Origin of the sequence: Blastococcus atacamensis (assembly GCF_002938425.1) — a bacterium.
Classification (GTDB): domain Bacteria; phylum Actinomycetota; class Actinomycetes; order Mycobacteriales; family Geodermatophilaceae; genus Blastococcus; species Blastococcus atacamensis.
In genome coordinates this window covers 1-25,209 of record NZ_POQU01000015.1, presented here as the reverse complement: position 1 = coordinate 25,209, position 25,209 = coordinate 1, and the positions used below count along the sequence as shown (strand labels likewise).

The following is a 25,209-nucleotide window of genomic DNA, read 5'->3' as shown; positions in this document are numbered from 1 at the left end:
GGTTGTGGGTTCGATCCCCACGGGGCCCACCGCGCTTCCGAGCGCGGCCAGCTCCTGCGCCGGGCGGGGCGGCGCCGCTCGCATCTCGACCGTCACGACGGGGGCCCGCAGCGCGGCCGTCGGGTCTCTCGGTGAGCCACGGGTAGGGCTGCGATCCGGCGTCCGGACCGGGACGGTGTGCTCGGCTGGAGGCGGCATGGCAGAGAAGAGCGGCAAGGGCAGCGACACGGCCAAGAAGGGGAACGGCAAGGCGAAGAAGGAGGGCAACAAGAACCCGCGCACGAGCTCGGCCGCCCACAGCGAACTGGGCAGGAAGGGCGGCAAGAAGAAGTCGTGATCGTGCCGTCCTGCCGAGTGACCCCCCTCTGCGCGCCCGCCGGGCCGGCGATCCCGTGACCTTCCTGCTCAGCGACCTCGCCGTGCGCACCCGGGCCATGTTCCGCGCCCGCGTGTCCGGGGACCCGACCGGCGCCCCCGCCTGGGTGCGCGACATCGCCCGGGTGGGCAGTGGACCGGGCTGGTTCGACCCCGACGGGGTCGTCTGGCGGGTGCACGGTGACCTCTCCACGCTCGTCGGAGGCGTCGCCGCACTCCTCGGGCAGGGTGCGCACCCGCTGGCGCTGGTCGGGGTGCAGCGGCACTCGGCCTACCGCGAGGACCCGTGGAAGCGGCTGGCCGGCACCGCCCGCTGGCTGGTGGTGAGCACGTTCGGCTCCGCCGAACTGGCGGAGCGGGAATCGGCCCGCGTCCGCGCCATGCACCGCACCGTGCGCGGGACCGCCGACGACGGCCGGCCCTACTCCGCCGGCGACCCGGACCTCCTGCGCTGGGTGCACCTGGCCTTCACCGACGTGTTCCTGGCCGCGCAGACGGCGGTCGGCCGGGACATGGGCCGGTTCGGTCCCCGGTGGGGCGATGCCTACGTTCGGCAGTGGGCCCGCAGCGCCGCAGCGCTGGGTGCCACCGACCTGCCCGCCACACGAGCAGAACTGGCCGATGCGCTGGCCGCGTACGCCCCGCTCCTGGAGCCGGTGCCGGAGGACCTGCTGGCCTTCCTCTCCGCACCGCCCGGTCTGAGCGCACCCGAACGGGTCGTCTACTCCGGCTTCTCCTCCGCCGCCGCGCGACTGGTCTCCCCGACCATCGCCCCGCTCGCCGGCGTGCCCGGCCGGTCGGGGAACGCGCTGGCGGACCGGGGGCAGCTGGCGGTGACCCGGCTGCAGTTGCGCGCGATGAGCCTGGCGCTCGGCCCGTCGAGCCCGTCCGAGCGGGCGGCCCGGTGGCGGCTGGGCACCGGGCCGGCACCCGAGTGGGCCGACTGAGCGGTTCTGCCGGTCACGGTGATGGGTCTCCCGGGAGGGATCGCCCTCGACCTCAGGCGCGACTCGATCCCCTTCCTGCCCGAGCACCACTCCAGGGCGGTTCGCCGGTGCCGGGTGCGCGGAGGGGTGCCGATGGAGGAAGGGACGGCGGGATCGCGAATCCGCCCGCCCCCTCCGACACGCCGGAGTGTTCCGCATCCGACCGGGATGACCGATCCCGGAATCCCGGCTTCCACGCTGCAAATCCAGGGACTTGTCGACAAGGCGTCGGGCCGGAGAACGGGTCGTCGACCGGTTGCGCGGCCCTGCGCAACGAATGGGAAACGGGGCGACCTCGAGGTGTCCCGGAAAGGCTCTCGGGAACCCCTCGAATCCCTAGCCTTCGGGTTGTCCGCGGCGCTTCCCCAGCCGCGGAGCACGACCCAGAGGAGCTCTTCCGTGAACGCGCCCGGCCTTCCGGTTTCCACCCCTGTCCCCACTGCGGGACGCCCCGACGACGGATTGGCCCTGGTTCTGGACCTCATGACGTACGAGTTGCCGACGCCGGCCCCGTCGGCCGGTCCGGGCTTCGCGGCGCGTGCGCAGACCTGGGCTCAGCGGGCGGCTGCCTGGGGCGAGGGGCCGCGAGGAGCCTGGCGTGCCTGGTGAGCTGATCTGGCTGGCGGTCTCGTTGCTGAGCAGCGTCGGACTCGTCGTCGCGTTGGGCACCAGCTCCACCGCCCGCTACGAGTTCGAGCGCAACGGCGTGCAGGCGCAGCGGCAGAAGTCGGCGCCGGCCGCCGCGGCGGTCCCGCCGACCGCGCAGGTCCCCGCCGGCGGCTCCGGTGCCACCCAGGTCGCGGCGGTGCCGACGCCGGTCGCCGTGGGCACGCACCCTTCTGCCCGGCTGGCGACGGTGGCCCCGATGGCAACCGGCTGGTGGCTGGTGGACGGTCCCGGTGCACCGCTCGCCGGCCCGTTCTCCGACGTCATCGACGCCGACTGGGCGGCGTTCGCCCTCGGCCTCCCGGAGAGCGCGCGATCGGTCTACGGCGCCCAGCGCGAGGACGGCGGCGTGGTCCCCCGGCAGTCGCCACAGGAGCGCGTCTGGCTGGACGAGCTCGGCCACCAGCTGGACCGGCTGCCGGAGGAGTGGACCGAGCTCATCAGCGACGACGACGCCCTGACGACGCTCGCCGTCGACGTCACCGCGGCGCTGCTGGAGGCCGGGCTGCCGCTGCACGACTGCGACGGGCACACCGGCGAGGGACGCGGGACCGGCGGTGCCTGCCTCTCTCCGCGGCCCGAGGCCGGCGGCCTGCTCGTCGCCTGGCGGCAGCACGACCGGATGAGCGTCCAGCAGGTGCGCGGCGCGGAGGCCGGCGACGCTGTGCAGCAGGCGATGACCGCCGCCGTCGTCACCGTCCTGGAGCGGATGGGCTTCACCGTCCAGCCGTACGGCCCGGCCGGCGGGCACCTGGTCACCGGGAGCGGCTGACCGGCGCTCACTCGTCGAGGAACCGCTCGATCACCGGAGCCAGTTCCTGCGCCTCGGTGATGAGGGCGATGTGGCCACCGCGGTAGACGTGCAGCCGTCCCTGGGGGAGCAGACGGGCCATCACGCGGGCGTTGACCACCGGGATGATGGGGTCGTCGTCGCCGGCGATGACCAGCGTGGGCTGCCGGATCAACCGCAGGAAGGGCAGCGAGCTCCACCCTGCGCTGGACGCCAGCTGGTAGTAGTAGCCCCGCTTCGGGCCGACGCGGGTGTTGGCGTGCAGTGCGGCAGCCGCCCGATCGGGCTCGGTGCGCATCGTGCCGCCGTAGATGTCGCCGGCGATCTGCCGCGCATAGGCCGGGTCGCGGTGCCGGCGGGGTGTGAGCATGCGGGCGAGGACCCGCGGGTGCGCCGGGACCATCAGCGAGCCGGTCGCCGTCGCGGCCAGCACCAGTCGGCGGCAGCGGCGTCGGTGCTGCACCGCGAAGTGCTGGGCCAGCCCGCCGCCCCACGACAGGCCGAGCACGTCGACCGGTTCGTCGTGTCCCAGCTTGCTCAGCACGCCGGCGACCACCGGGGTCAGCGTGGACAGCACGTAGGGGACGACGGGCCGCGGCGAGCCACCTACTCCGGGGACGTCGAACCGGACGACGGTGCGCCGGGCGTCCAGGGCGTCGACCAGCGGTTGCAGGACCTCGAGGCTCGCGCCGATCCCGTTCATGAGCAGCAGCGGGGGCACGTCCTCGTCGGTGCCCTGCCGCACCGCCACCCGGATCGTCCGGCCGCCGACGGTGAGGCTCCTGACGACGTCCGGGCTACTTGTCGAAGACATAGGTCCCCGGCGCCTCGGCCAGCACGTCCAGCCCGTTCCCACCCAGCTCGGTCGGCGCATCGATCTCCTCGCCGGAGCGGTCCCCGAGCCAGGTCATGAAGTCCGGCCACCAGGATCCCTTGACCGTCTCGGCGGCCTCCATCCACGCGTTCGGGTCCGGCGGGGTGGACTCCGCCACCTGGAACGTCGACTTCGGGTTGCCCGGCGGGTTCACCAGCGAGGCGATGTGGCCGCTGGTCGAGAGCACGAACCGGCTCTCGCCGCCCAGCAGCTGGGTGGTGCGGTAGCAGGCCTGCCACGGGCACAGGTGATCGGCGACCCCGGCGGTGGCGTAGGTGTCGACCGTCACGGCGGAGAGGTCCACCGGCGAGCCCAGCATCGACACCTCGCCCGGCTCGGTCAGGGCGTTGCGGACGGCGACGTCGATGAAGTCGCGATGCAGGCCGGCCGACATGCGGGTCGTGTCGGCGTTCCAGAACAGGATGTCGAAGTTCGGCGGCGGCTTGCCCTGCAGGTAGTTGTTGACCCAGTAGTTCCAGATCAGGTCGTTGGGCCGCAGCCACGCGAAGACCTCGGCCAACTGGGCGCCGTCCAGGTAGCCCTTCTTGCGGGACCGCTCGGTCGCCGCCTCCACCGCCTCGGGGTCCATCAGCGCCGAGACCGTGCCCGCCTTCGACCAGTCCAGCACCGTGACGGCGAAGCTGGCCGCCCGCACCCGGCCCTGCCGGCCGATGGCGGCGAGGTGGGCCAGCACCATCGCGGTGATGATCCCGCCGGAGCAGAACGCCTGGACGGCGACCTGCTCCTGCCCGGTGATCCGCTCCACGACGTCCATGGCGTCGAGCAGGGCCTGGCCGTAGGTGTCGAGGTCCCAGTCGGCGTGCCGCTCGTCGGGGTTGCGCCACGAGATCATGAAGACCTGCTGGCCGGCGGCCACGTAGTGCTCGACGATGCTGCGGCCCGGCGCCAGGTCGGTGATGTAGTACTTGTTGATCGTCGGCGGCACCATCACCAGCGGCAGCGAGCGGATCTTCTCCGTCGTCGGCCGGTACTGGATGAGCTCGAAGACCGGCGTCCGGAAGACGACCGCGCCGGGCGACACCGCGAGGTCCTCGCCGACCGTGAACGCATCCGGCTCGACCATCGAGGGCACGCGCGGCGGCGCGGTCAGGTCCGACACCAGCCGGCGCACGCCCTCGACGACGTTGCGGCCGCCGGTGTCGATCGTCGCCTTCAGCGCCAGCGGGTTGAGGAACGGGACGTTGCTGGGGGCCAGCGCGTCGACGAGGTTCGTCGCGGTGAACCGGATCCGCTCGTCGTCCTGCCAGTCGAGGTCGGCGTCCTCGATCAGCTCCCACGCGGTGCGGGCGGTCGCCAGGTGCAGCTGCATGGCGCGCTTGAGCAGCGGGTTGCCGCTCCATGCCGGGTCGGCGAAGCGCTTGTCCTTCTTCCCCGGGGCGAGCTCCGAGCGGCCGGTGGTGATCCGGCCGAGCTCGCCGGCCAGCTCGCCGGCCCGGCGCGCCACCGTCCCGGGCCTGCGGGCCAGCGAGGACCCGAAGCGCAGCGCCGTCCCGGCCGGCGGGACGAGCCGGCGCAGCGGCCCTCGGGCCGCGTCGACCAGCACCATGTCCAGGCCGGTCGCGGCCTCGGCGGCCGCCTCGGGCGTGCCGGTGCTGGGGACGGCCTCGGGCCGCTCCCGCGGGGGAGCGGAGGCGTTCTGCGCGGGTTCGGTGGCGGGCTGGGCCATGGTGGTTCCTTTCCGCGCGCCGCCTGCAGGGGAGCCGGAATGCCGTCCCGAGAGGCGCGGATGTGACCCCTACCACTCAACCACAGGGGCGGAGGACCGGCAGGCCGTCGGCGAGGCGGCCGCTCCTCCAGGCGCGTCCCGGCTCCGGGCCGGATCGCGTCACTCGGGCTCGCGCGACCACCTCTCCAGCCGCCGGGGCACGCCCGTCCGCAGGAGCACCGCCACGACGGCCGCCGCAGTTCCGAACTCGATCGTCACGAGCAGCCAGTGGCCGGCGCGGTCGGTCACCGCCCCGGTGGACTCGGCGATCGACCCCGGCGACGGCCACCCGAACAGTTCGGGCCCCCAGGCGAAGGCGACCGGGAGGAGTGCGAGAACGACGACGAGCAGTTCCGGGAGGATCCGGTCGGCCTTGCGCAGGCCCCAGAAGGACGTCGACCAGAGACCCGCGAGCAGTCCCGTCACCACACCGATCGCCATCAGCACGCCGGCACCCTAGAGCGGCCGCGCGCTCGCCCCGGGCAAGTCGGCGGTGTCGGCCCGCCCCACTCAGACGATGGCGCTGGCGCCCGTCACGCCGCGGCCCACGATGAGGGTGTTCACCTCGCGGGTGCCCTCGTAGCTGTAGATCGCCTCGGCGTCGGCCACGTACCGGCCGACGTGGTTCTCCAGCAGGATCCCGTTGCCGCCCATGAGCTCGCGGGCCCAGCCGACGGTCTCCCGCATCCGCATGGTGCAGAACGCCTTGGCCAGCGACGCCTGCTCGTCGGTCATCTCACCGACCGCCTGCAGGTGCGAGAGGCGGGCGCACATGGCCGCCGAGGCGGTGATGTTGCCGAGCATCCGCACCAGCAGGTCCTGCACGAGCTGGAACTCCACGATCGGCTGCCCGAACTGCTGGCGGCCCATGGCGTACCGCAGCGCGTGCTCATAGGCACCGCGCGAGCAGCCCACCGCGGACCACGCCACCCCGGCACGGGTCATGCGGAGCACGTTCGCCGTCTCCCGGAAGCTGTGCGCTTCCTGCAGCCGGTTCTCCTCCGGCACCCGGACGCCCTCGAGCGTGATGTGCGCGTTCTGCACCGCCCGCAGCGCGATCTTGTCCTTCAGGTCGACGGTGGTGAAGCCCGGCGTGCCCTGCTCGACGACGAACCCGAGCACGCGCTCGGACTCCACGTCGCGGGCCCAGATGATGGTCAGGTCGGCGAAGCTCGCGTTGCCGATCCACTTCTTCTCGCCGTCGAGCACCCACGAGTCGCCGTCCCGGCGGCAGGTGGTCTGCAGACCCTTGGCGACGTCGGAGCCGTGCTCGGGCTCGGTGAGGCCGAAGGCGCCGATCAGCTCCATGCGCGCCATCGCCGGCAGCCAGCGCTCCCTCTGCTCCTCGGAGCCGCACAGGTAGATCGACCCCATGGCGAGCCCGCCGTGCACGCCCATGAAGGTCGAGATCGACGGGTCGCCCTTGGACAGCTCCATGGCGATCATCCCGTCGACCAGCTGGGACCTGCCGGGACAGCCGTAGCCGCGGTAGGGGTTGCCGGCGATGCCGAGCTCCGCCATCGCGGGGATCAGCTGGCGCGGGAACTCGCCACGCGTCCAGTACTCGTTGATCACCGGCTCCACCTGCTCGTCCATGAACGAGCGCACCCGGTGCAGCAGGGCCCGCTCGTCGTCGTCGAGGAGGGCCTCGAGGTCGTAGAAGTCGGAGGTGATCGTCGAGCGGTCGGTCATCGCAGCCACCTACCCGGCGGATGCGGCGGCAACCGGGCATGCGCGGGCGGGCGAGCGGGCACGGAGGAGGCAGACCCGAGAGCCAGGAGGCGTCCCCGTGACCCGATCCATCGCCGACCAGACCGTCGAGGAGCTCGGCGGTCCCGGCAGCGTGCTGGCCCGCCAGCGCCGCGACCACGTCCAGCTCGACCAGTTGCTCCAGGAGCTGGACGGGAGCACCGGCACCGCGCAGGAGGAGGTGCTCAACCGCATCGACCGGCTGGTGTTCAGCCACGCCTTCGCCGAGGAGACGGTGCTGTGGCCGGTGATCCGGCGCGTGCTGCCCGACGGCGACGCGCTGACCTTGCAGATCGAGAAGGAGCACCAGGAGGTCAACGAGCTCGTCAGCGCCCTGGAGCGGGACGGGCTGGACTCCCCGGAGCGACCGGCTCGGCTGCGCCGGCTGGTCGAGGTGCTCCGCGAGGACGTGCGCGACGAGGAGGACGTCCTCTTCCCGAAGCTGCAGGAGGCGCTGAGCCTGGAGGAGCTCCGGGCACTGGGCCGCCGCTGGGCGCTCATGGCGCGCATCTCGCCCACCCGGCCGCACCCGACGGTGTCGCGCCGTCCGCCGGGCAACGCCCTCTCGGGACTGCCGCTCTCGCTGATCGACCGCACCCGCGACCTGGTCGACGCGGGCGTCCGGCGCGCCCCCGAGCGGTTCGTCCCGGCCGGACGCGCGGTGAGCAAGAGCCTGGCCACGGTCGCGGCCGTCGTCGAGCGGGTGCCACTGTCCCGCCGGGGCGACGAGCCGCCGACCAGCCGCTGAGAACGCGACGGTGGCCCTCTCCCGATCGGGAGAGGGCCACCGTCGCGACTGGAGCGGGGCCGACGCTTACGTCGTCTGCTTGTCCTTGGGCTCGGCGCGGGCGTCGAGCTGGATCTCCTTGTCAGCGCGCGGGACGCCGTCCTTGAGCTCCTTGGTCCGCTCGATCTCGGCGTCGAGCTCGATGCCGAACAGCAGCGTGACGTTGATCAGCCAGAACCAGATCAGGAAGATCACGACACCGGCCAGGGCCCCGTACGTGGCGTTGTAGTTGCTGAAGTTGGCCACGTAGAACGCGAACGCGGCCGATGCGACCACCGCGACCAGGATGGCGGCACCGGCCCCCGGGCTGACCCACTTGAAGCCGCGCAGCCGCACGTTGGGGGTCGAGTAGTAGAGGACGGCGATCATCAGCGCCAGCACGACGAGGATGACCGGCCACTTGGCGATGCTCCACACGGTCTGGCCGGCCTCGCCGATCCCGACGGCCGAGGCGATGGCATCGACCACCGGGCCGCTGAGCACGAGCAACGCCACGATGACGGCGGCGAACAGCACACCGATCAGGGTGACCAGCAGCTGCAGCGGCTTGAGCTTCCACACCTTGCGGCCCTCGGGCGTCTCGTAGACGACGTTGGCCGCTCGGGTGAAGGCGCCCACGTAGCCCGATGCCGACCAGATGGCGGCGGCCAGACCGATGATCAGCCCGATGCCGGCGGCGGTGTCGTTGCCGGCGACCTGGTCGATGACCGGTCCCAGGGTGTCGGCGGCGCTCTCCGGCACCACCGTGGTCAGCGCGTCGCTGAGCTGCTGAGGGCTGGTGAACAGGCCGACGATGGAGGCGAGGGCGGCCAGGGCCGGGAACAGTGCGAGGACGCCGTAGTACGTGAGGGCGGCGGCCCAGTCGGTGAGGTTGTCCTCGCTGAACTCCTTCAGCGTGCGCTTGAGGGTGCCCCCGGTGGTCGGCTTCGGGTCGGCGCCGGTGGGTGCGAAGTCCGAGCGCGTGCCGCTGACGTTGTCGTCGTCCGGCGCCGGGTCGGCGGCATGATTGCCTGGGGATCGGGAGTCCGCCGCAGTGCGGCTGGACGAGCCGGTGGCTCGGGCCATGAAGAAGTCCTCCGGTCGGCGAGGGCGGTCGTCCCCCTCGGTTCCCCGGACGTTCCCGTTCCATGCCGGACGCGCCGGTGACGGTTCCATATCGGTCGCGACGCCGGGCTCAGCGGAGCCCGGACGCCGGCGACCGCTCGCCGGCTCCGGGGGGAGCCGCCTCCTCCCCGGCGGCTGCGCCGTCCCCGCGGCCGGGGCCGGCGCGCAGGCCCGCCACCGCGATCCCCACGACGACGAGGGAGGCGACCACGCCGATCAGGGCCACGAGGGTGAAGGCCATCGCCCGGGGCAGACCGGTGGCCGGGTCCACGCTCGCCGCGATCGAGGTCACCGCCAGCGTGCTGCCGAGTGCCTGCCCGACGGACCGGGCGATGGAGTTGACCGCGTTGGCCACACCGGTCTCGTCCTCCCGGACCGCCTGCACGACCAGGGCAGGCAGGGCGGCGTAGGCCACCGTCACCGAGAGCTGGGTGAGCAGCCCGGCGAGGACGACCTGCCAGGGTTCGCCGCGCAGCCCGGCGAGCAGCCCGAACCCGACGACGCCGCAGGTCGCGCCGGCCACCAGCGTGGGAAGGGCACCCAACCGGCCGACGAGGCGGCCCGCGAACGGGGCGACGGCGATGCCGGCGATCCCACCGGGCAGCAGGTAGACGACGGCCGCCTCCAGGACGCCGGCGCCGAAGCCGTAACCGGTGACCTCCGGCGGCGACTGGACGTAGGCAAGGACGGCGAGGAAGGAGGCGAACAGCGCGATCCCCGTCATGAGCCCCGCCAGGTTGGGGACGACGGTGCGCCGGTCGGTCAGCATCGCCGGGCGGACGAGCGGCTCGGCGGTGCGCCGCTGCAGGGCCACCCAGCCGGCGAGCACGACGACGGATCCGACCAGGCAGCCGATGGTGCCGGGCGTGGCCCAGCCCCAGCTCGGTCCCTGCGAGAGGGGCAGCAGGAGCAGGACCAGGCCGGCGCCGAGGACCAGCGCCCCCCACCAGTCGATCCGGCCGGACGCCGTGCCGGGGTGGTGCGGCAGCATCCACGCGACGAGGGCGAGGGACACCAGGCCGACGGCGAGTCCGACCCAGAACGCGTGCCGGTAGTCGCCGTCGTCGCCGGTGAGCAGCCCGGTGGCGACCAGCCCGACGACACCGCCCACCGCCAGCGTGCTGCTGACCACCGCCATCGCCACGCTCAGCCGCTCCTTGGGGAGCTCGCGCCGCAGCACGCTCATCGACAGCGGGAAGAGGCCGTAGGAGGCGCCCTGGAGGACGCGGGCGACCAGCAGCAGGGGCAGCGACTCGGTGACGATCGCCAGCAGCGTCCCCAGCGAGATCGCCGCGAGGATGCCGAGGATCACCGGCCGCTCGCCGCGCAGGTCCCCGAGCCGCCCCAGGACCGGGGTCAGCACCGCCGCGGCGAGCAGGTTGGCGGTCAGCACCCAGCCGGCCGCGGAGGCGGAGATGTCCAGCTGCTCCTCGATCCGGCCCAGCGAGGGCACCACGAGGCTCTGCAGCAGCGAGAGGGTGGTCACCCCGAGGGACAGCGCGACGACCAGGACCGCGGGGCGGGTGCCGGCGGCTGTGGGGTCGGACACGTGTCGATCAGACCATGCAGCCGCAGCGCCCAGGACGGCGCGCAGTACCACCTCTCGGTGTGGTTCCGCTCACACCGTGTCAGGTGAAGTACCTGATCGGACGATTGAGACGCAGGTGTTCGGGGGACAGAGCCCCTCGACGACGTACCGCCTCGCCCGTGACCCGGCGGTGGCGACCGAAATGCATGGGGGAGATTTCTGATGATGTTGTGGCCGGCCGTGGCCCTTCTGGGGTTCCTGTTCCTGACGGCCCTGGTCATCGCGATGGGCACGCAGTCCACCGCCCGGTACGAGCAGGAGCAGCGCGCTGCCAGCCGCTCGGCGGCGGGGCGTCCCGCCGCGCCGGAGGCAGTGGGCGTCGCCCGCGCGTAGTCCGCACCCGAGAACCACAGCGCCCCGCCACTCCCTCGGGAGTGGCGGGGCGCTGCGCTGTCGGGGGTCTCAGAGGATGGTCGCCGGGGTGTCCAGGACCGTGCGGTCGAGGGACTCCAGCAGGTCGAACCAGCCGCGGGTGCGCGGAAGCTCCCAGCGCCAGAAGTAGCGTGCCGCCGCGCGCTTGCCCTCGTGGAAGTCGCTCGTGGCGCCCTTGCAGGCCAGCGCCTGCTCCAGCCACAGCCATGCCACCACGATGTGTCCCGCCGCCTCCAGGTAGACGTGCGAGTTGGCCAGCGCCAGGTCGGGGTCGCCGCTGCCCCACAGGGTGGCGGTCACCGCGCCCATCCGGGCCACGGCGGCGTCGAGGTCGTCGGCGAAGCCGGCCCACTCCGTGCCCGCGGCGCGCGCCGTCGTGGTGGTGATCGTCTCCCCGAGCAGGGCCAGGCCCGCGCCGCCCTGCATGACGACCTTGCGGCCCAGCAGGTCCAGGGACTGGATGCCCTGCGTGCCCTCGTGGATCGGGTTGAGCCGGTTGTCGCGGTAGAACTGCTCGACCGGGTAGTCGCGGGTGTAGCCGTAGCCGCCGTGCACCTGGATGGCGAGATCGTTGGCGACCAGGCCCCACTGCGAGGGCCACGCCTTCGCGACCGGCGTCAGCATGTCGAGCAACAGGTGCGCCCTGGTCCGGTCCTCGGGGGACTCGGCCGTCTGCTCCTCGTCGACCAGCCGCGCGCAGTACAGGCCCAGGGCCATGCCGCCCTCGGCGTAGGACTTGGCCGCGAGCAGCATCCGACGGACGTCGGTGTGCTCGATGATCGGCACCATCGGCGACGCCGGGTCCTTGGCGCCGGCCGGCCGGCCCTGCGTCCGGGTGCGGGCGTACTCCAGCGCGTGCAGGTAACCGGTGTAGGCCAGCACTGTCGCGCCCACGCCGACGCCGATCCGCGCCTCGTTCATCATGTGGAACATGTAGGTGAGGCCCCGGTGCGCCTCGCCGACGAGGTAGCCGACCGCGCCGGCCTGCCCGCCGGGGGTGTGCACGCCCTCGCCGAAGTTCAGCAGCGTGTTCGTCGTCCCCCGGTAGCCCATCTTGTGGTTGAGCCCGGCCAGGACGACGTCGTTGCGCTCACCGAGCGACCCGTCGGGGTTGACCAGGAACTTCGGCACGATGAACAGCGAGATGCCCTTCACCCCGGGCGGACCGCCGGGGATCTTGGCCAGCACGAGGTGGACGATGTTCTCGGTCAGCTCGTGGTCGCCGCCGGAGATCCACATCTTGTTGCCGCTGAGCCGGTAGGTGCCGTCGTCCTGGGGCACGGCCTTGGTGGTGATGTCGGCCAGGGACGACCCGGCCTGCGGCTCCGACAGTGCCATGGTGCCGAACCAGCGGCCCTCGAGCTCGGGCCGCACGTAGGTGTCGATCTGCTCCTGGCTGCCGTGCGCCAGCAGCAGGCGCGCGTTGCCCATCGTGAGGAACGGATAGGCCGACGTGCCGACGTTCGCCGCCTTGAACCAGGCGAACACGGCCTGCCCGACGGTGTGCGGCAGCTGCATGCCGCCGTACTCCTCGTCGAACGAGCCGGCCATCAGTCCGGCGTCGGTGAAGACCTTCAGCGCCTTCGCCACCTCGGGGATCAGCACGGCCTTGCCGTCGACCATGTGCGGCTCGTTCTCGTCCGCCGTTCGGTTGTGCGGCGCGAAGTGGTCCGTGGCGATCTGCTGGGCGAGGTCCATGACCGCGTCGAAGGTCTCCCGGGAGTGCTCGGAGAACCGCGACCGCTTGGTCAGCGATTCGACGTCGAGCCACTCGTGCAGCAGGAAGTCCAGGTCGCGGCGGGACAGGATCAAGGAAGACGACGGCACGACGACATTGTCGCCCTCCGGCCGACACCGCGGCCACGCGCTCCCTGCCGACGAACGCCGAGAGCGGGGGGACCGGGGTCCCGAGCGGCCTCGGAACCCCGGTTTCCCGACTCTCGGGGGTCAGTGCTGGGTGTCGCCCGGGCGGCCGACCGGCGCCGGGGTGGACGTCGGGGCCGCCGCGCCGACGGCCTCCGTGGCCTGCTCGGCGGGGTCGTGCACGTCATGGGTCGACGTCGTGCTCTGCTGCCGCGCCTGGATGCCGGACTTGTTGCTCAGCGCCAGCTGGGGCAGGAAGAGGAACACGAAGAACCCGACCGCCACCACGCAGGCGGCGATGAGGAACACCAGGTCGATCGAGTCGGAGAACCCGGCCTTGAACGGCTGCGCGAGGAAGCCGGGCAGCTGCTGGATGAACGAGGTGTCGGACAGGTCGCCGGTCTGCAGCTGACCGCTCTGCACGGCCTCCGCCACCCGCGGGTCCTGTGCCGCCGCGTCCTGCACCCGGGCGCCGATGTCCTCGGGCAGCCGGGTGAACAGGATCGACAGGAAGGCGGCGGTGCCGATGGTGCCGCCCATCTGCCGGAAGAACGTGACCGACGACGTCGCCACGCCCATCTCGCGCGGGGAGACGGCGTTCTGCACCGCGAGGATCACCGGCTGGAAGTTGAAGCCCAGGCCCAGGCCCAGCATCACCATGAACGGGACGATCGCCCAGATCGAGGTGTCGGCGCCCACCACGAACGACATCGAGACCAGCGCGATGACCATCAGCGCGATGCCGACCAGCGGGAACACCTTGTACTTGCCGGTCTTGGAGATCGCGATGCCCGAGCTCATCGCGCCGGTCATGATGCCGGCGACGAGCGGGATCATCTGCAGACCCGCGACGGTGGCGCTGGAGCCGTGCACGATCTGCAGGTACTGGGGGAGCAGCAGCAGCCCGCCGAACATGCCGGCACCCATCACGATGGAGCCGATGCCGCTGACGGCGAAGCTGCGGTTGCGGAAGAGCCGCAGGGGCAGCAGGGCGTCGTCCCGGTAGGTCCGTTCGACGAGCACGAACGCCACGAAGCCGACCGCGCCGATCGCGTAGCAGAGCACCGCGCGACCGGAGTCCCAGCCCCAGGTCCGGCCCTGCTCGGCGATGATCAGCAGCGGCACGAGGAAGGTGATCAGCGCGAGGGCGCCGGGCCAGTCGATCCGGTGGTCGCGGCGCTCGTGCGGCAGGTGCAGCACCCGCCACACGGAGGCGAAGGCCAGCAGGCCCAGCGGGACGTTGATCCAGAAGATCCAGCGCCAGCCGTCGAGGCCGACGATCGAGTCGTGGCCGGCGAAGAAGCCGCCGATGACGGGGCCCAGGACGCTCGAGGTGCCGAAGACGGCCATGAAGTAGCCCTGGTACTTCGACCGCTCCCGCGGCGGCACGATGTCGCCGATGATGGCCAGAGCCAGCGACATCAGGCCACCGGCGCCGATGCCCTGCACGGCCCGGAAGGCGGCCAGCTGGTACATGGTGTCGGCGATGCCGCACAGCGCGGAGCCGATGACGAAGATCGCGATGGCGAAGAGGTAGAACGGCCGGCGGCCGTAGATGTCGGACAGCTTCCCGTACAGCGGCGTCGAGATCGTCGAGGTGATCAGGAACGCCGTGGTCGCCCACGCCTGGAGGTCGTAGCCCTGCAGGTCGTCGGCGATCGTGCGGATGGCCGTGGCGACGACGGTCTGGTCCAGCGCCGCGAGGAACATGGCGACCATCAGGCCGACCAGGATCGTGACGATCTGCCGGTGCGAGAACGCGCCGTCGGCACCCGGTGCCGCGGCTGCGGCGCGGGCCTCCCGACGCTGGGCCGCGGTGTCGCGGGACGTGGTCTGGCTCATGCGGGGTCCTTCGCGGAAGACGTGCTCGGGCGGGACGGGGTGCCGGCGGGCAGGGCGGCCGCGAGGCCGTCCAGGAGCCGGCCGAACAGGTCGGTGAGGGTGGCGAGGTCGGCGTCGGACCAGTCGGCGGTGATCGAGCCCAGATGGGACTCGCGCTCCCGGCGCAGGTCGTCGAGGGCCGCGTGGCCGGCGTCGGTGACGACGAGCCGCGAGGCGCGGCCGTCGGACTCGTCCGCGATCCGCCGCACCAGGCCCTGGTCCACGAGGGTGGCCACGTGCCGGCTCACGGTGGAGGGATCGGCGTGCACCAGGTCGGCCAGGGCGCTCTGCCGCAGCGCGCCGAGACGGCTCAGCGGGAAGAGCAGCACGAGGGCGGCACGGTCGCGGGCATCGGCTGTCTGCTGGCTCTTCAGCCCGTGCAGCACCCGCATCATCCGCGGCAGCTGCTCGGCGAGGACGGCGACGTGCGCGTCGCGGTCGGGCGCGCTTCCAGCCGGCATGGGCACCTCGGACGCGTAGGAATCAGGAAGAGTTGCACGGTACAAGCCGTTGCAGGGTGCAAGCAACAAGGTGCACGGTGCACGCATGTGACATGGCCGACAGTGGACGACGGCCGGAGATGGGACCCTTGAGGGCCTGCCCCGCCTACCCGTCCACCCCGAGAGGAACGCGAGCACGCCGGTGAGTTCTCCGCACGACGACCTCCGCGCGCGCCTGGCGTCCCTGACGATCGCCGACGAGCACCGGCTGCGCCGGCGGCTCGACGGCCTGCGGCGCACCCGGGACCCGCAGGCTCGCGCGCGGCAGCGCGAACGAATCGCCGCCGACGTCGTCGTCGCCGAGGAGCGGATCGCCCGCCGGCGGGCCGCCGTCCCGGTCATCACCTATCCCGAGGACCTGCCGGTCAGCGGCCGCCGGGAGGACATCGCCGCAGCCCTCCGGGACGCCCAGGTCGTGGTGGTCGCCGGTGAGACCGGATCGGGCAAGACCACCCAGCTGCCGAAGATCGCCCTCGAGCTGGGGCGGGGCGTCGCGGGGCGGATCGGGCACACCCAGCCACGACGGATCGCCGCGCGCAGCGTCGCCGAGCGCATCGCCGAGGAGCTTGGGACGCCACTGGGCGAGGCCGTCGGCTACAAGATGCGCTTCAACGACCAGGTGTCGGACTCCACCCTGGTCAAGCTGATGACCGACGGCGTCCTGCTCGCCGAGATCGCGCACGACCGGCTGCTGCGCCAGTACGACACGATCATCCTCGACGAGGCGCACGAGCGGAGCCTCAACATCGACTTCCTGCTGGGCTACCTCGCCCAGCTGCTGCCGAAGCGGCCCGACCTCAAGCTGGTCATCACCTCCGCGACCATCGACGTCGAACGGGTGGCCAAGCACTTCGGCAACGCCCCGGTGGTGGAGGTCAGCGGCCGCACGTACCCGGTGGAGGTCCGCTACCGCCCCGTCGTCGACCCCGATGTGAAAGCGGACGACGAGGGCTACGACCCGGAGAGAGACCAGGTCACCGCCATCGTCGACGCCGTCGACGAGCTGGTCGCCGAGGGCCCGGGCGACATCCTGGTGTTCCTCGCCGGCGAGCGGGAGATCCGCGACACCCAGGACGCGCTGGCCGAGCAGGCACTCCCGAACACCGAGATCGTGCCGCTCTACAGCCGGCTCTCGTCGGCCGACCAGCACAAGGTCTTCGCCCCGCACACCGGACGGCGGATCGTGCTGGCCACCAACGTCGCCGAGACGTCGTTGACCGTGCCGGGCATCCGCTACGTCGTCGACCCGGGGACCGCGCGGATCTCGCGGTACAGCCATCGCACGAAGGTGCAGCGGCTGCCGATCGAGCCGGTGAGCCAGGCCTCGGCCCGCCAGCGCTCCGGCCGGTGCGGGCGGCTGGGCCCCGGCATCGCCATCCGGCTGTACACGGAAGCCGACTTCGAGGCGCGGCCGGAGTTCACCGACCCGGAGATCCTGCGCACCAACCTGGCCTCGGTGCTCCTGCAGATGGCCGCCCTCGACCTCGGTGACGTCGCCGAGTTCCCGTTCGTCGACCCGCCGGACCGGCGCGCGGTCAACGACGGCGTGGCGCTGCTCGAGGAGCTGGGGGCCCTCGACGCCGACGGGGGGCTCACCGACACGGGCCGCTCCCTGGCGACCCTGCCGCTGGACCCGCGGCTGGCGCGCATGGTGGTGGAGGCCGACCGCCGGGGCGTGCTGGAGGAGGTCCTGGTCATCGCCGCCGGGCTGACCATCCAGGACCCGCGCGAGCGGCCCGCCGAGCACCAGCAGGCGGCCGACGAGCTGCACCGCCGCTTCGCCGACGAGAACTCCGACTTCCTCGCCCTGCTCAACCTCTGGCGCTACCTGGAGGAGCAGCAGGAGGCGCTGTCGGGCAACCAGTTCCGCCGCACGGTGAAGCGGGAGTTCCTGCACTACCTGCGCATCCGCGAGTGGCAGGACCTGCACGGCCAGCTGCGCGGGACGGCGCGGCGACTGGGGATGAACCTCGGCGACGCGGCGGCAGAGCCCGACGAGCGCGGCATCTCCGCGGCCCTGCTGGCCGGCCTGCTGACGAACATCGGGCTGCAGGTGGAGCCTGTCAAAGGCAGGGACGGCAAGCCGGGCCGGCCGGGCCGGGAGTACCTGGGCACCCGGAACACCCGCTTCGTCCTCGCGCCGGGCACACCGCTGGCCAAGAAGCCGCCGCGCTGGGTCGTGGCCGCCGAGATCGTGGAGACCAGCCGGCTGTTCGCCCGCACCGTCGCGCGGATCGACCCGGAGGAGGTGGAGCGGCTCGCCGACCACCTGGTGAAGCGCCAGTACTCCGAGCCCCGGTGGGACGCCAAGCGCGGCAGCGTCGTCGCGACCGAGCGGGTGACCCTCCACGGCCTGCCGGTCGTCGTGGGCCGCCGCGTGCAGTACGGCTCCATCGACCCCGTCGTCTCCCGGGAGCTGTTCATCCGGCACGCGCTCGTGCAGGGGGAGTGGAGCACCCACCACGCGTTCTGGGCCGACAACCAGCGGGCGCTCGAGCGGGTGGCCGAGCTGGAGGAACGGGCCCGGCGCCGGGACATCGGCGTCGACGACGAGACGGTCTTCGAGCTGTACGACGCCCGCATCCCGGCCGACGTCGTCTCCACCCGTCACTTCGACCGGTGGTGGAAGCGTGCCCGGCACGAGCAGCCGGGCCTGCTGACCTTCACGCCGGAGATGCTGACCAACGCGGCCGCGGCCGCACAGGTGCGCCCCGAGGACTATCCCGACGAGGTGCGGCTGGATGCCGGGGCGGGGGGCAGTCGCCTGACCCTGCCGCTGTCCTACGCGTTCGACCCCGGTGCGGCCGAGGACGGTGTGACCGTCGACGTCCCGCTCGGCGTGCTCGACGCGGTGGCGCAGCGGACGGCGGGGGAGACCCTGGCGTTCACCGTGCCGGGGCTGCGCGCCGAGCTGGTGACCGAGCTGCTCCGGTCGCTGCCCAAGCAGCTGCGCCGTGCCCTGGTGCCGATCCCGGACCGGGTGCGGGCGGTGCTGCCGCTGATCGACGCCGCGGAGCCGCTGCTGCCCGCGCTGGAGCGGGAGCTCCGCCGCGCCGTCGGCGTGGTCGTGCCGCCGGATGCCTGGCAGCCCGCTCAGGTGCCCGGTCACCTGCGTGCCACCTTCCGCGTGCTCGACGACCAGCACCGGACGCTGGCCACCGGCAAGGACCTGTCCGCGCTCAAGGCGCAGGTGGCCCCGCAGGCGCGGGCGAGCCTGGCCCGCGCGGCGTCGGACCTCGAGCGGACCGGCCAGACGGCGTGGACCTTCGGCACGCTGCCGGAGACCGTCGAGGTGCAGCGCGGGGGGCACGTCGTACCGGCCCACCTCGCGCTGGTGGACGAGGGCGCGACGGTGGGCGTCCGCGTCGTCCCCACAGCGGCCGAGGCGGCGCGGCTCACCCGGCTCGGCGCCCGCCGGCTGCTCGTCCTGGTCGCCGGCTCGCCGGTCAAGCAGGTGGTGAAGGGGCTGGGGCCGGCCACGCGCCTGGCCCTGCAGTTCAACCCGGACGGCGAGATCCCCGACCTGGTCGCCGACTGTGTCGACGCCGCCGCCGACGAGCTGATCGCGGCGGCCGGGGGGCCGCCTCGGGACGAGGCCGCGTTCGCAGGACTCGTGACGGCGGCGAAGGCGCAGCTGCCGCAGCTCGCGGCGGACACGGTGCGGCGGGTCGAGGCGGTCCTCACCCGTGCCCGTGAGGTGGCCGTGGCCATCGGTGCCGCGCCCGGGCGGCGGGTTCCGGAGGCGGCGGTCGCCGACCTCCGCCGGCAGATGACCGGCCTGCTGCACCGTGGGTTCGTGGCCGCGACCGGCCGGCGCCGGCTGCCCGACCTGGTCCGCTACCTGACTGCGATGACGCACCGGCTGGAGAAGCTCCCGGCCAACGCCGTGCGGGACCAGCTGTGGATGCAGCAGGTGGCTGCGGTGACCGAGGACTACGAGCGGCTGCGCCGGCAGGTGCCCTCGACAGGGGCGTCCGACGATCCGGTCGTCCGCGTGCGCTGGATGATCGAGGAGCTCCGGGTGGCACTGTTCGCCCAGGTCGTCGGGACGCCGCGGCCGGTCTCCGAGCAGCGGATCTACAAGGCGATCGACGCGATCCTGGGTTAGCGGGCCCGTGCACGCGACGATCGACGCGATCCTGGGTTAGCGGGCCCGTGCACGCGGGAGGGGCTCAGTCCCGCAGCAGTGCCGAGATCCGCTGCCGGGTGACGCCGAACAGTGCGGCGATCCGGTTGATGCTCACGTCCTCGCGCTGCAGCGCCGCCGCCTCCTCGCGGCGCCACGCGTGCCCTGCCGATGCCAGGGACGACAGCACCGAGGAGACGCTCTCCACGACGAGCGGGCGGGCCTCGGCCGTGACCAGGTCCAACCATGGGCGTCCCGCCGTACGCGCGGCGGCGAGCTCGACCGCCCGGGCGCGGGCCCGGGTGAGCTCCTCGATGGAGACGTCGATCTGGGCGATGAGCCCTTCGAGCGCCGCGACGGCGTCGTCGTCGCCGGGCGGGGGCGGTGGGGCGCTCATGCGGCTCCTGGGGATCGGGTGCCGTCGACCCTACTGCAACAGCAGTTGCATGCAACTGCCCTTTCTCGCAATAGGGGTTGCAGTTGCGGTCGCCGTGGATCACAGTTGCGCGCAACCGACCTACAGGTCGGGCTCCGGCCTGCCGATAAGGACTACGTCCGGGCACCCAGGCCGCTTCCCAGCCCACCGGCAGAACGGAACACACACCGATGTCGACCCTCACCGCCAGTCTCGATCTGCCGCCCACCGCCGCCAGCGTGCCGGTGGCCCGTCGTCTCGTGCGTGAGCTGCTCCGGGCCTGGGGAGCGCGGCAGGACCACGACGACGCGGCGCTGCTGGTCACCGAGCTCGTCGCCAACGTCGTCGACCACGTGGGCGGCTCCGACTGCCTCACCCTCGAGGCCATCTACTCCGAGGACTGGCTGCGCCTGGCGGTCATCGACTGCTCCCCGACACGACCGGTCGTCCAGGAGCCGGACGTGGAGAGGCAGCGCGGCCGCGGCCTGCGCATGGTCCAGGTGGTCGCCGACCGCTGGGGTTGCGAGGAACACCGCGGCGGCAAGCGGGTCTGGTTCGAGCTCCGCCCGCAACGACTCTGATACCCGCCGCTCCGCGGCTGTGACGCAGGGCTGGTTTGCCGTGCCGCCCGATCGGGGAGGCTCCGTCGAGGAGCGACCCACAGGAAGGGGACTGCGATGAGCGAGCCCAACACCCACGCGGCCGGCGAGAGCACCTCCGACGAGGAGATGATCGAGGCCGTTGCCGGTCAGACCGACAGCGCGTCGGAGAACGCCGACGTCGCCGGCAAGGACTGGGACGGCGACCCGAGCGCCGCGCCCGCACCGACGAACGAGGCCTGACCGGCCCCGAGATCAGCGCACCGCCCCCGTTCCGCACCCCGGGACGGGGGCGGTGTCATGTCGGCGCTCGACCGCCTGCTGACACACTGCGGTGATGAGCGCCACAGCCGAGACGAGCCGGGTGCCCGCCGGATCGGCCCTGGGGTCGCTGACCCGCCCCGCCCGTACCGCCGCCCGATGGGCGGTGCGCCACGGACTGCCCGCCGTCTACCTGTCCCGCAGTGCCCGGCGCGGCGACCCTGTGGGCCGGCTGATGCGCGACCGCGCGCTGCGCGAGCAGCCCTACGGGGTCTACGAGGAGGTCCGCGCCCGCGGCCCGCTCAGCGCCAGCAGTCTGGGCTGGGTCACCACCTCGCACGCGGTCGCCCAGGAGGTGCTGCGCTCCGACCGGTTCGGCGTCGGCTGGGACCGGTCCTCCGCCCCGAAGGTCATCCGGTGGGCTCTGGAGTTCGGCGACGACCCCGCCTCGGCCGGCGTGGCCGAGCCGCCGTCGATGCTGGTCGTCGACCCGCCGGACCACACCCGGTTCCGCCGTCTGGTCAGCCGGGCGTTCACCCCGCGCGCCACCACGGCGTTCGAGCCGGCGATCCGGCGCACCGCCGACTCCCTGCTCGACGCCCTGGAACGGCGCACCGGCAGCGTGGACCTGATCGAGGCCTACGCCGCCCAGCTGCCGGTGCTGGTGATCGCCGAACTGCTCGGCGTCCCCACGCAGCGGCGGGAGGACTTCCTGCGCTGGGGGGCAGCGGCCGCCGCCACGCTGGACCCCGGTCTGCCGCTGCGGCGCTATCTCGCCGCCGAGCGGGCGCTGCGGGCCATGCACGGCTTCCTCGACGAGCACTTCGCGCAGCTGCGCCGCGACCCGGGTGAGGACCTGGTCAGCAGCCTGGTGACGCTGCCGCCGGAGGAGGCGCTGACCGACCGCGAGCTGCACGCCGTCGTGCTCCTGCTGCTGGGCGCCGGGTTCGAGACGACGGTCAACCTGCTGGGCAACGCCGTCGTCCTGCTGGACCGCCACCGCGACCAGTGGGCCGGTCTGCGCGCCGACCCGGCGGGCTGGGACGGTGCGGTCGAGGAGGTGCTGCGGTTGGACAGCCCGGTCCAGCTGACCGGCCGGACGGCGCGGTCCGACATCGGGATCGGCGGGCGGACGGTGCGTGCCGGCAGCCGCGTGACCGTGCTGCTCGGTGCGGCCAACCGCGACCCTGAGGTCTTCCCCGACCCGGCACGCTTCGACGTCACCCGCGCCAACGCCCGCGAGCACCTGGCGTTCTCCGGCGGCATCCACTACTGCGTGGGTGCCGGTCTGGCCCGGCTCGAGGGCGTGGTGGGCCTGCGCGCGCTCAGCGAGCGGTTCCCCGACCTGCGGGTCGCAGGGCCGCCCGAGCGCCGCGACCTGCAGACCCTGCGCGGCTTCGAGCGCCTCCCCGTGGCGCTGCGCTGATCCTGACGATCAGCTCAGCTGATCGTCCCGGGTCCTGGCTCACGGTGGACGGTGAGCCAGGACGCCGGGAGGTGAGCCAGGACGCCGGGGTCGTCAGCTCCCGGGGACGAGCATCCCGGCGCCGACGGTGGCGTTGGTCGCCTCATCGACGAGGATGAACCGGCCGGTCACCCGATTGCGCGCGTAGTCGTCGACGAAGACCGGCTGGGTCGTGCGGATCTTCACCCGGCCGATGTCGTTGAGCCCGAGCTCGCCGGCGTCGCCGTCACGGTGCAACGTGTTCACGTCCAGCCGGTACTGGAGCTCCTTGACCATGCCGCGGACCGTGCGCGTCGTGTGCTTGATCGCCAGCCGCTGGCGCGGGCGCAACGGCTCGTCGGTCATCCAGCACACCAGCGCGTCCAGGTCCTGGGTGGCGCGCGGGGCGTTGGCCGGACGGCTGATCAGGTCACCGCGGGAGACGTCGAGGTCGTCGGCCAGGCGCACGGTCACCGCCATCGGCGCGAAGGCCTCGTCCACCGGCCCGCGGGGCCCGTCGATGCCGGCGATCGTCGTCGTCAGGCCGCTCGGGAGTACCTGGACCTCGTCGCCTGGGCGCAGCACCCCGCTGGCGACCGTCCCCGCGTAGCCGCGGTAGTCGTGGTGGGCGTCGGACTGCGGCCGGATCACGTACTGCACGGGGAACCGGACGTCGACCAGGTTGCGGTCACTGGCGACGTGCACGTGCTCGAGGTGGTGCAGCAGCGAGGGGCCCTCGTACCAGGGCATGTGCTCGGAGCGCCGGACCACGTTGTCGCCGTTGAGGGCGGAGATCGGGACGACGGTGAGATCGGGGATGTCCAGCTTGGCGGCGAAGGCGCTGAACTCGTCGCGGATCGCCTCGAAGGTCTCCTCCGACCAGTCGACCAGGTCCATCTTGTTCACCGCGACGACCAGGTGCGGCACCCGCAGCAGCGAGGCGAGGAAGGCGTGCCGGCGGCTCTGCTCGACCATGCCCTTGCGGGCGTCGACGAGCACGATCGCCAGGTCAGCCGTCGAGGCGCCGGTGACCATGTTCCGCGTGTACTGCACGTGCCCGGGGGTGTCGGCCAGGATGAAGGTCCGCCGCGGGGTGGCGAAGTAGCGGTAGGCGACGTCGATGGTGATGCCCTGCTCGCGCTCGGCGCGCAGGCCGTCGGTGAGCAGTGCCAGGTTCACGTAGTCGCCACCGGCGCTGGCGCGCTCCACGGCCTCGTACTGGTCCTCGAAGACGGCCTTGCTGTCGTACAGCAGGCGGCCGATGAGGGTGCTCTTGCCGTCGTCGACCGAGCCGGCGGTGGCGATCCGGAGGATGTCCTTGCGGGCCGTCGCGATCTCGGCGGCCTGCTCCGCGGCCCGCGAGTGGACGTCGACGGGCGGCTCGGGGTGGATGCCGGGCTGGGCGGCGGTCATCAGTAGCTCTCCTGGCAGAGGACGGCGGCACGGCGGACGCTGGGACGCGACGCCCGGGAAGGGAGCGCATGTTCGTGTTCGCCGCGGCGGTGCCGGCGCTGCTGGTCGTCGTCGTGGGCTACGTCGCCGGCCACGCGGTGGCGACGTGGTTCTGCGCCGTGCTGGGCGTGGACGGACGGCGACCGCCGGAGGTCGCGGGCTGGGCGACGGGGCTGGTGCTGCTCGCCGTCGTGGGGCGCGTCCTGCTCCGGCGATGGCGCCGGCGGGCGGCGAAGAGCTCGGGCCATCAGAAGTAGCCCTCCTTCTTGCGGTCCTCCATGGCCGCGTCGCTGACCTTGTCGTCACCTCGGGTGGCGCCGCGCTCGGTCATGCGGGTCACCGCGATCTCGGCGATGACGTCGGCGACGGTGACGGCCTCGGACAGCACCGCGGCGGTCAGGTTCGCGTCACCGACCGTGCGGTAGCGGACGCTCTCGCGGCGCACCTGCTCGCCCTCGCGCGGGGTGATGAACTCGTTGACGGCGTAGAGCATCCCCTGGCGCTCCACCACGTCCCGCTCCTGCGCGAGGTACAGCGGCGGGATCGCGATCTGCTCGCGGGCGATGTACTGCCAGATGTCGAGCTCGGTCCAGTTCGACAGCGGGAAGACGCGGATGGACTCGCCCAGGTGGATCCGGCCGTTGTAGAGGTCCCAGATCTCGGGGCGCTGGTTCTTGGGGTCCCACTGCCCGAACTCGTCGCGGAAGGAGAACATCCGCTCCTTGGCGCGGGCCTTGTCCTCGTCGCGGCGGGCGCCGCCGAACAGGGCGGTGAAGCCGTGCTCCTCGACCGCGTCGAGCAGCACGGGCGTCTGGATGCGGTTGCGGGAGCCGTTGGGCTCCTCCTTGACCGTGCCGGCGGCGATCGCGTCCGGCACGGAGGCGACCACGAGCTGGACGCCGAGCTCGGCGACCCGCTTGTCGCGGAACTCGAGCACCTCGGGGAAGTTCAGCCCGGTGTCCACGTGCATGACCGGGAAGGGGATGCGGGCCGGCGCGAACGCCTTGCGGGCCAGCTCGAGCATCACGATCGAGTCCTTGCCGCCCGAGAACAGCAGCACCGGCCGCTCGAGTTCGGCGACGACCTCGCGGATCACGTGGATGGACTCGGCCTCCAGCGTCTCCAACTGGCTGAGCCGGTAGTCGGGCGTGGTCACGGGGCGATGCTCCGGTGGCTAGGGGGCGGTCGGCACAGTGCGCCAACCTCATCGGATCGGTGCTGATTCCCCTCCAGTGTCCGCTATCGCCCGCCGCGCACCGCAGCCAGCACCCGATCGGCGAGCTCGGGCCGGGTGACGACGAGGTCGGGCAGCGACGGGTCCGGTGCGTTGTAGACCAGCGGTGAGCCGTCCAGCCGGGTGGTGACCAGGCCCGCCGCCCGGGCGATGGCGACCGGGGCCGCGGAGTCCCACTGGTACATCCCGCCGGAGTGCACGTAGGCGTCCACCTCGCCGCGGACCACCGCGAGCGTCTTGTAGCCGGCCGAGCCCAGCGGTACGAGCTCGCCGTCCAGCGCGGCGGCGACGGCCTCCGCCTCGGCCGGCTACAAGACGCTCGCGGTGGTCTGTCTCCTCTACACCCTTTAACCCTCCCACCAACGAGAACAAATAAAGCGCAGAGGTCGCCGGATACATAAAAAAAAAAAACAAAAA

The 25,209-nt window shown here is 72.6% G+C and carries 23 protein-coding genes; 10 read left to right on the top strand and 13 right to left on the bottom strand.

Features of this window, described 5'->3' with window-relative positions:
- The first annotated feature begins 196 nt into the window (after positions 1-196).
- The 3 genes from C5508_RS19845 (at position 197) to C5508_RS06075 (ending at position 2,799) form a co-directional block, all read left to right on the top strand.
- Positions 197-337 (top strand): hypothetical protein, encoded by a 141-nt coding sequence (locus C5508_RS19845; protein WP_198597918.1) that lies wholly within the window; start codon positions 197-199, stop codon positions 335-337.
- Between the two features lie 55 nt (positions 338-392).
- A complete protein-coding gene (locus C5508_RS06080) occupies positions 393-1,322 on the top strand; it encodes an oxygenase MpaB family protein (RefSeq protein WP_198597917.1) in 930 nt (309 codons plus the stop codon).
- Positions 1,323-1,959: 637 nt separating this feature from the next.
- Positions 1,960-2,799, top strand: coding sequence for a hypothetical protein (locus C5508_RS06075; protein ID WP_104524058.1), 840 nt, complete (start codon positions 1,960-1,962; stop codon positions 2,797-2,799).
- A gap of 7 nt (positions 2,800-2,806) precedes the next feature.
- On the opposite strand, the gene phaZ is transcribed toward C5508_RS06075, so the two are convergent.
- The 4 genes from phaZ to C5508_RS06055 form a co-directional block, all read right to left on the bottom strand.
- On the bottom strand, positions 2,807-3,631 hold the full coding sequence (gene phaZ / locus C5508_RS06070; protein WP_104524057.1) for a poly(3-hydroxyalkanoate) depolymerase: 825 nt from the start codon (positions 3,629-3,631) through the stop codon (positions 2,807-2,809).
- Positions 3,615-5,378 carry a PHA/PHB synthase family protein gene (locus tag C5508_RS06065; RefSeq protein ID WP_104524056.1) on the bottom strand — a complete coding sequence of 588 codons (1,764 nt, stop codon included), beginning with the start codon at positions 5,376-5,378 and terminating at the stop codon, positions 3,615-3,617. Before C5508_RS06065 ends, phaZ begins: the two co-directional genes overlap by 17 nt.
- A 159-nt stretch (positions 5,379-5,537) precedes the next feature.
- Entirely contained in the window at positions 5,538-5,864 is a 327-nt protein-coding gene (locus C5508_RS06060) for a hypothetical protein (RefSeq protein ID WP_104524055.1), read from the bottom strand.
- A 63-nt stretch (positions 5,865-5,927) separates the two neighbouring features.
- Positions 5,928-7,109, bottom strand: a complete 1,182-nt coding sequence (locus C5508_RS06055; protein ID WP_104524054.1) for an acyl-CoA dehydrogenase family protein — start codon at positions 7,107-7,109, stop codon at positions 5,928-5,930.
- Between the two features lie 97 nt (positions 7,110-7,206).
- Here C5508_RS06055 and C5508_RS06050 point away from each other — a divergent pair, with 97 nt between their 5' ends.
- On the top strand, positions 7,207-7,914 hold the full coding sequence (locus C5508_RS06050) for a hemerythrin domain-containing protein (RefSeq protein ID WP_104524053.1): 708 nt from the start codon (positions 7,207-7,209) through the stop codon (positions 7,912-7,914).
- Positions 7,915-7,980: 66 nt separating this feature from the next.
- Here the strand turns inward: C5508_RS06050 and C5508_RS06045 are convergent, their stop codons facing one another.
- Together C5508_RS06045 and C5508_RS06040 are read right to left on the bottom strand one after the other, a co-directional pair.
- Entirely contained in the window at positions 7,981-9,018 is a 1,038-nt protein-coding gene (locus tag C5508_RS06045) for a YihY/virulence factor BrkB family protein (protein WP_104524052.1), read from the bottom strand.
- A gap of 109 nt (positions 9,019-9,127) precedes the next feature.
- Positions 9,128-10,606, bottom strand: coding sequence for an MFS transporter (locus C5508_RS06040; protein WP_104524051.1), 1,479 nt, complete (start codon positions 10,604-10,606; stop codon positions 9,128-9,130).
- 201 nt (positions 10,607-10,807) lie between these two features.
- Between C5508_RS06040 and C5508_RS19840 the strand changes: the two genes are divergently transcribed.
- The gene (locus C5508_RS19840; protein WP_198597916.1) at positions 10,808-10,978 is read left to right on the top strand and encodes a hypothetical protein; all 171 of its coding nucleotides are present in this window, start codon (positions 10,808-10,810) and stop codon (positions 10,976-10,978) included.
- Between the two features lie 69 nt (positions 10,979-11,047).
- On the opposite strand, the gene C5508_RS06035 is transcribed toward C5508_RS19840, so the two are convergent.
- The 3 genes from C5508_RS06035 to C5508_RS06025 form a co-directional block, all read right to left on the bottom strand.
- Positions 11,048-12,844, bottom strand: coding sequence for an acyl-CoA dehydrogenase (locus C5508_RS06035; protein ID WP_104524050.1), 1,797 nt, complete (start codon positions 12,842-12,844; stop codon positions 11,048-11,050).
- A gap of 120 nt (positions 12,845-12,964) precedes the next feature.
- Positions 12,965-14,722 (bottom strand): MDR family MFS transporter, encoded by a 1,758-nt coding sequence (locus C5508_RS06030; RefSeq protein WP_104524049.1) that lies wholly within the window; start codon positions 14,720-14,722, stop codon positions 12,965-12,967.
- Positions 14,719-15,222 carry a MarR family winged helix-turn-helix transcriptional regulator gene (locus tag C5508_RS06025; protein ID WP_104524048.1) on the bottom strand — a complete coding sequence of 168 codons (504 nt, stop codon included), beginning with the start codon at positions 15,220-15,222 and terminating at the stop codon, positions 14,719-14,721. The genes C5508_RS06030 and C5508_RS06025 overlap by 4 nt, the downstream gene beginning before the upstream one ends.
- Before the next feature lie 181 nt (positions 15,223-15,403).
- Between C5508_RS06025 and hrpA the strand changes: the two genes are divergently transcribed.
- Entirely contained in the window at positions 15,404-19,369 is a 3,966-nt protein-coding gene (hrpA, locus tag C5508_RS06020) for an ATP-dependent RNA helicase HrpA (RefSeq protein WP_104524047.1), read from the top strand.
- Positions 19,370-19,433: 64 nt separating this feature from the next.
- Here the strand turns inward: hrpA and C5508_RS06015 are convergent, their stop codons facing one another.
- Positions 19,434-19,784 (bottom strand): hypothetical protein, encoded by a 351-nt coding sequence (locus C5508_RS06015; protein WP_104524046.1) that lies wholly within the window; start codon positions 19,782-19,784, stop codon positions 19,434-19,436.
- A 209-nt stretch (positions 19,785-19,993) separates the two neighbouring features.
- On the opposite strand from C5508_RS06015, the gene C5508_RS06010 reads away from it, so the two are divergent.
- The 3 genes from C5508_RS06010 (at position 19,994) to C5508_RS06005 (ending at position 22,088) form a co-directional block, all read left to right on the top strand.
- The gene (locus C5508_RS06010) at positions 19,994-20,383 is read left to right on the top strand and encodes an ATP-binding protein (RefSeq protein WP_104524045.1); all 390 of its coding nucleotides are present in this window, start codon (positions 19,994-19,996) and stop codon (positions 20,381-20,383) included.
- A 96-nt stretch (positions 20,384-20,479) separates the two neighbouring features.
- Positions 20,480-20,644, top strand: a complete 165-nt coding sequence (locus tag C5508_RS19835; RefSeq protein WP_198597915.1) for a hypothetical protein — start codon at positions 20,480-20,482, stop codon at positions 20,642-20,644.
- A 94-nt stretch (positions 20,645-20,738) separates the two neighbouring features.
- Entirely contained in the window at positions 20,739-22,088 is a 1,350-nt protein-coding gene (locus C5508_RS06005) for a cytochrome P450 (RefSeq protein WP_104524044.1), read from the top strand.
- Positions 22,089-22,181: 93 nt separating this feature from the next.
- On the opposite strand, the gene C5508_RS06000 is transcribed toward C5508_RS06005, so the two are convergent.
- Positions 22,182-23,519, bottom strand: coding sequence for a sulfate adenylyltransferase subunit 1 (locus tag C5508_RS06000; protein WP_198597914.1), 1,338 nt, complete (start codon positions 23,517-23,519; stop codon positions 22,182-22,184).
- A 68-nt stretch (positions 23,520-23,587) separates the two neighbouring features.
- Here C5508_RS06000 and C5508_RS05995 point away from each other — a divergent pair, with 68 nt between their 5' ends.
- A complete protein-coding gene (locus C5508_RS05995) occupies positions 23,588-23,815 on the top strand; it encodes a hypothetical protein (RefSeq protein WP_104524043.1) in 228 nt (75 codons plus the stop codon).
- Here the strand turns inward: C5508_RS05995 and cysD are convergent.
- Together cysD and C5508_RS05985 are read right to left on the bottom strand one after the other, a co-directional pair.
- Positions 23,806-24,714, bottom strand: a complete 909-nt coding sequence (cysD, locus tag C5508_RS05990; RefSeq protein ID WP_104524042.1) for a sulfate adenylyltransferase subunit CysD — start codon at positions 24,712-24,714, stop codon at positions 23,806-23,808. The two genes, C5508_RS05995 and cysD, sit on opposite strands and share 10 nt — an antisense overlap.
- A gap of 83 nt (positions 24,715-24,797) precedes the next feature.
- Positions 24,798-25,049, bottom strand: a complete 252-nt coding sequence (locus tag C5508_RS05985; protein ID WP_332872181.1) for an inositol monophosphatase family protein — start codon at positions 25,047-25,049, stop codon at positions 24,798-24,800.
- Between the last annotated feature and the right edge of the window lie 160 nt (positions 25,050-25,209).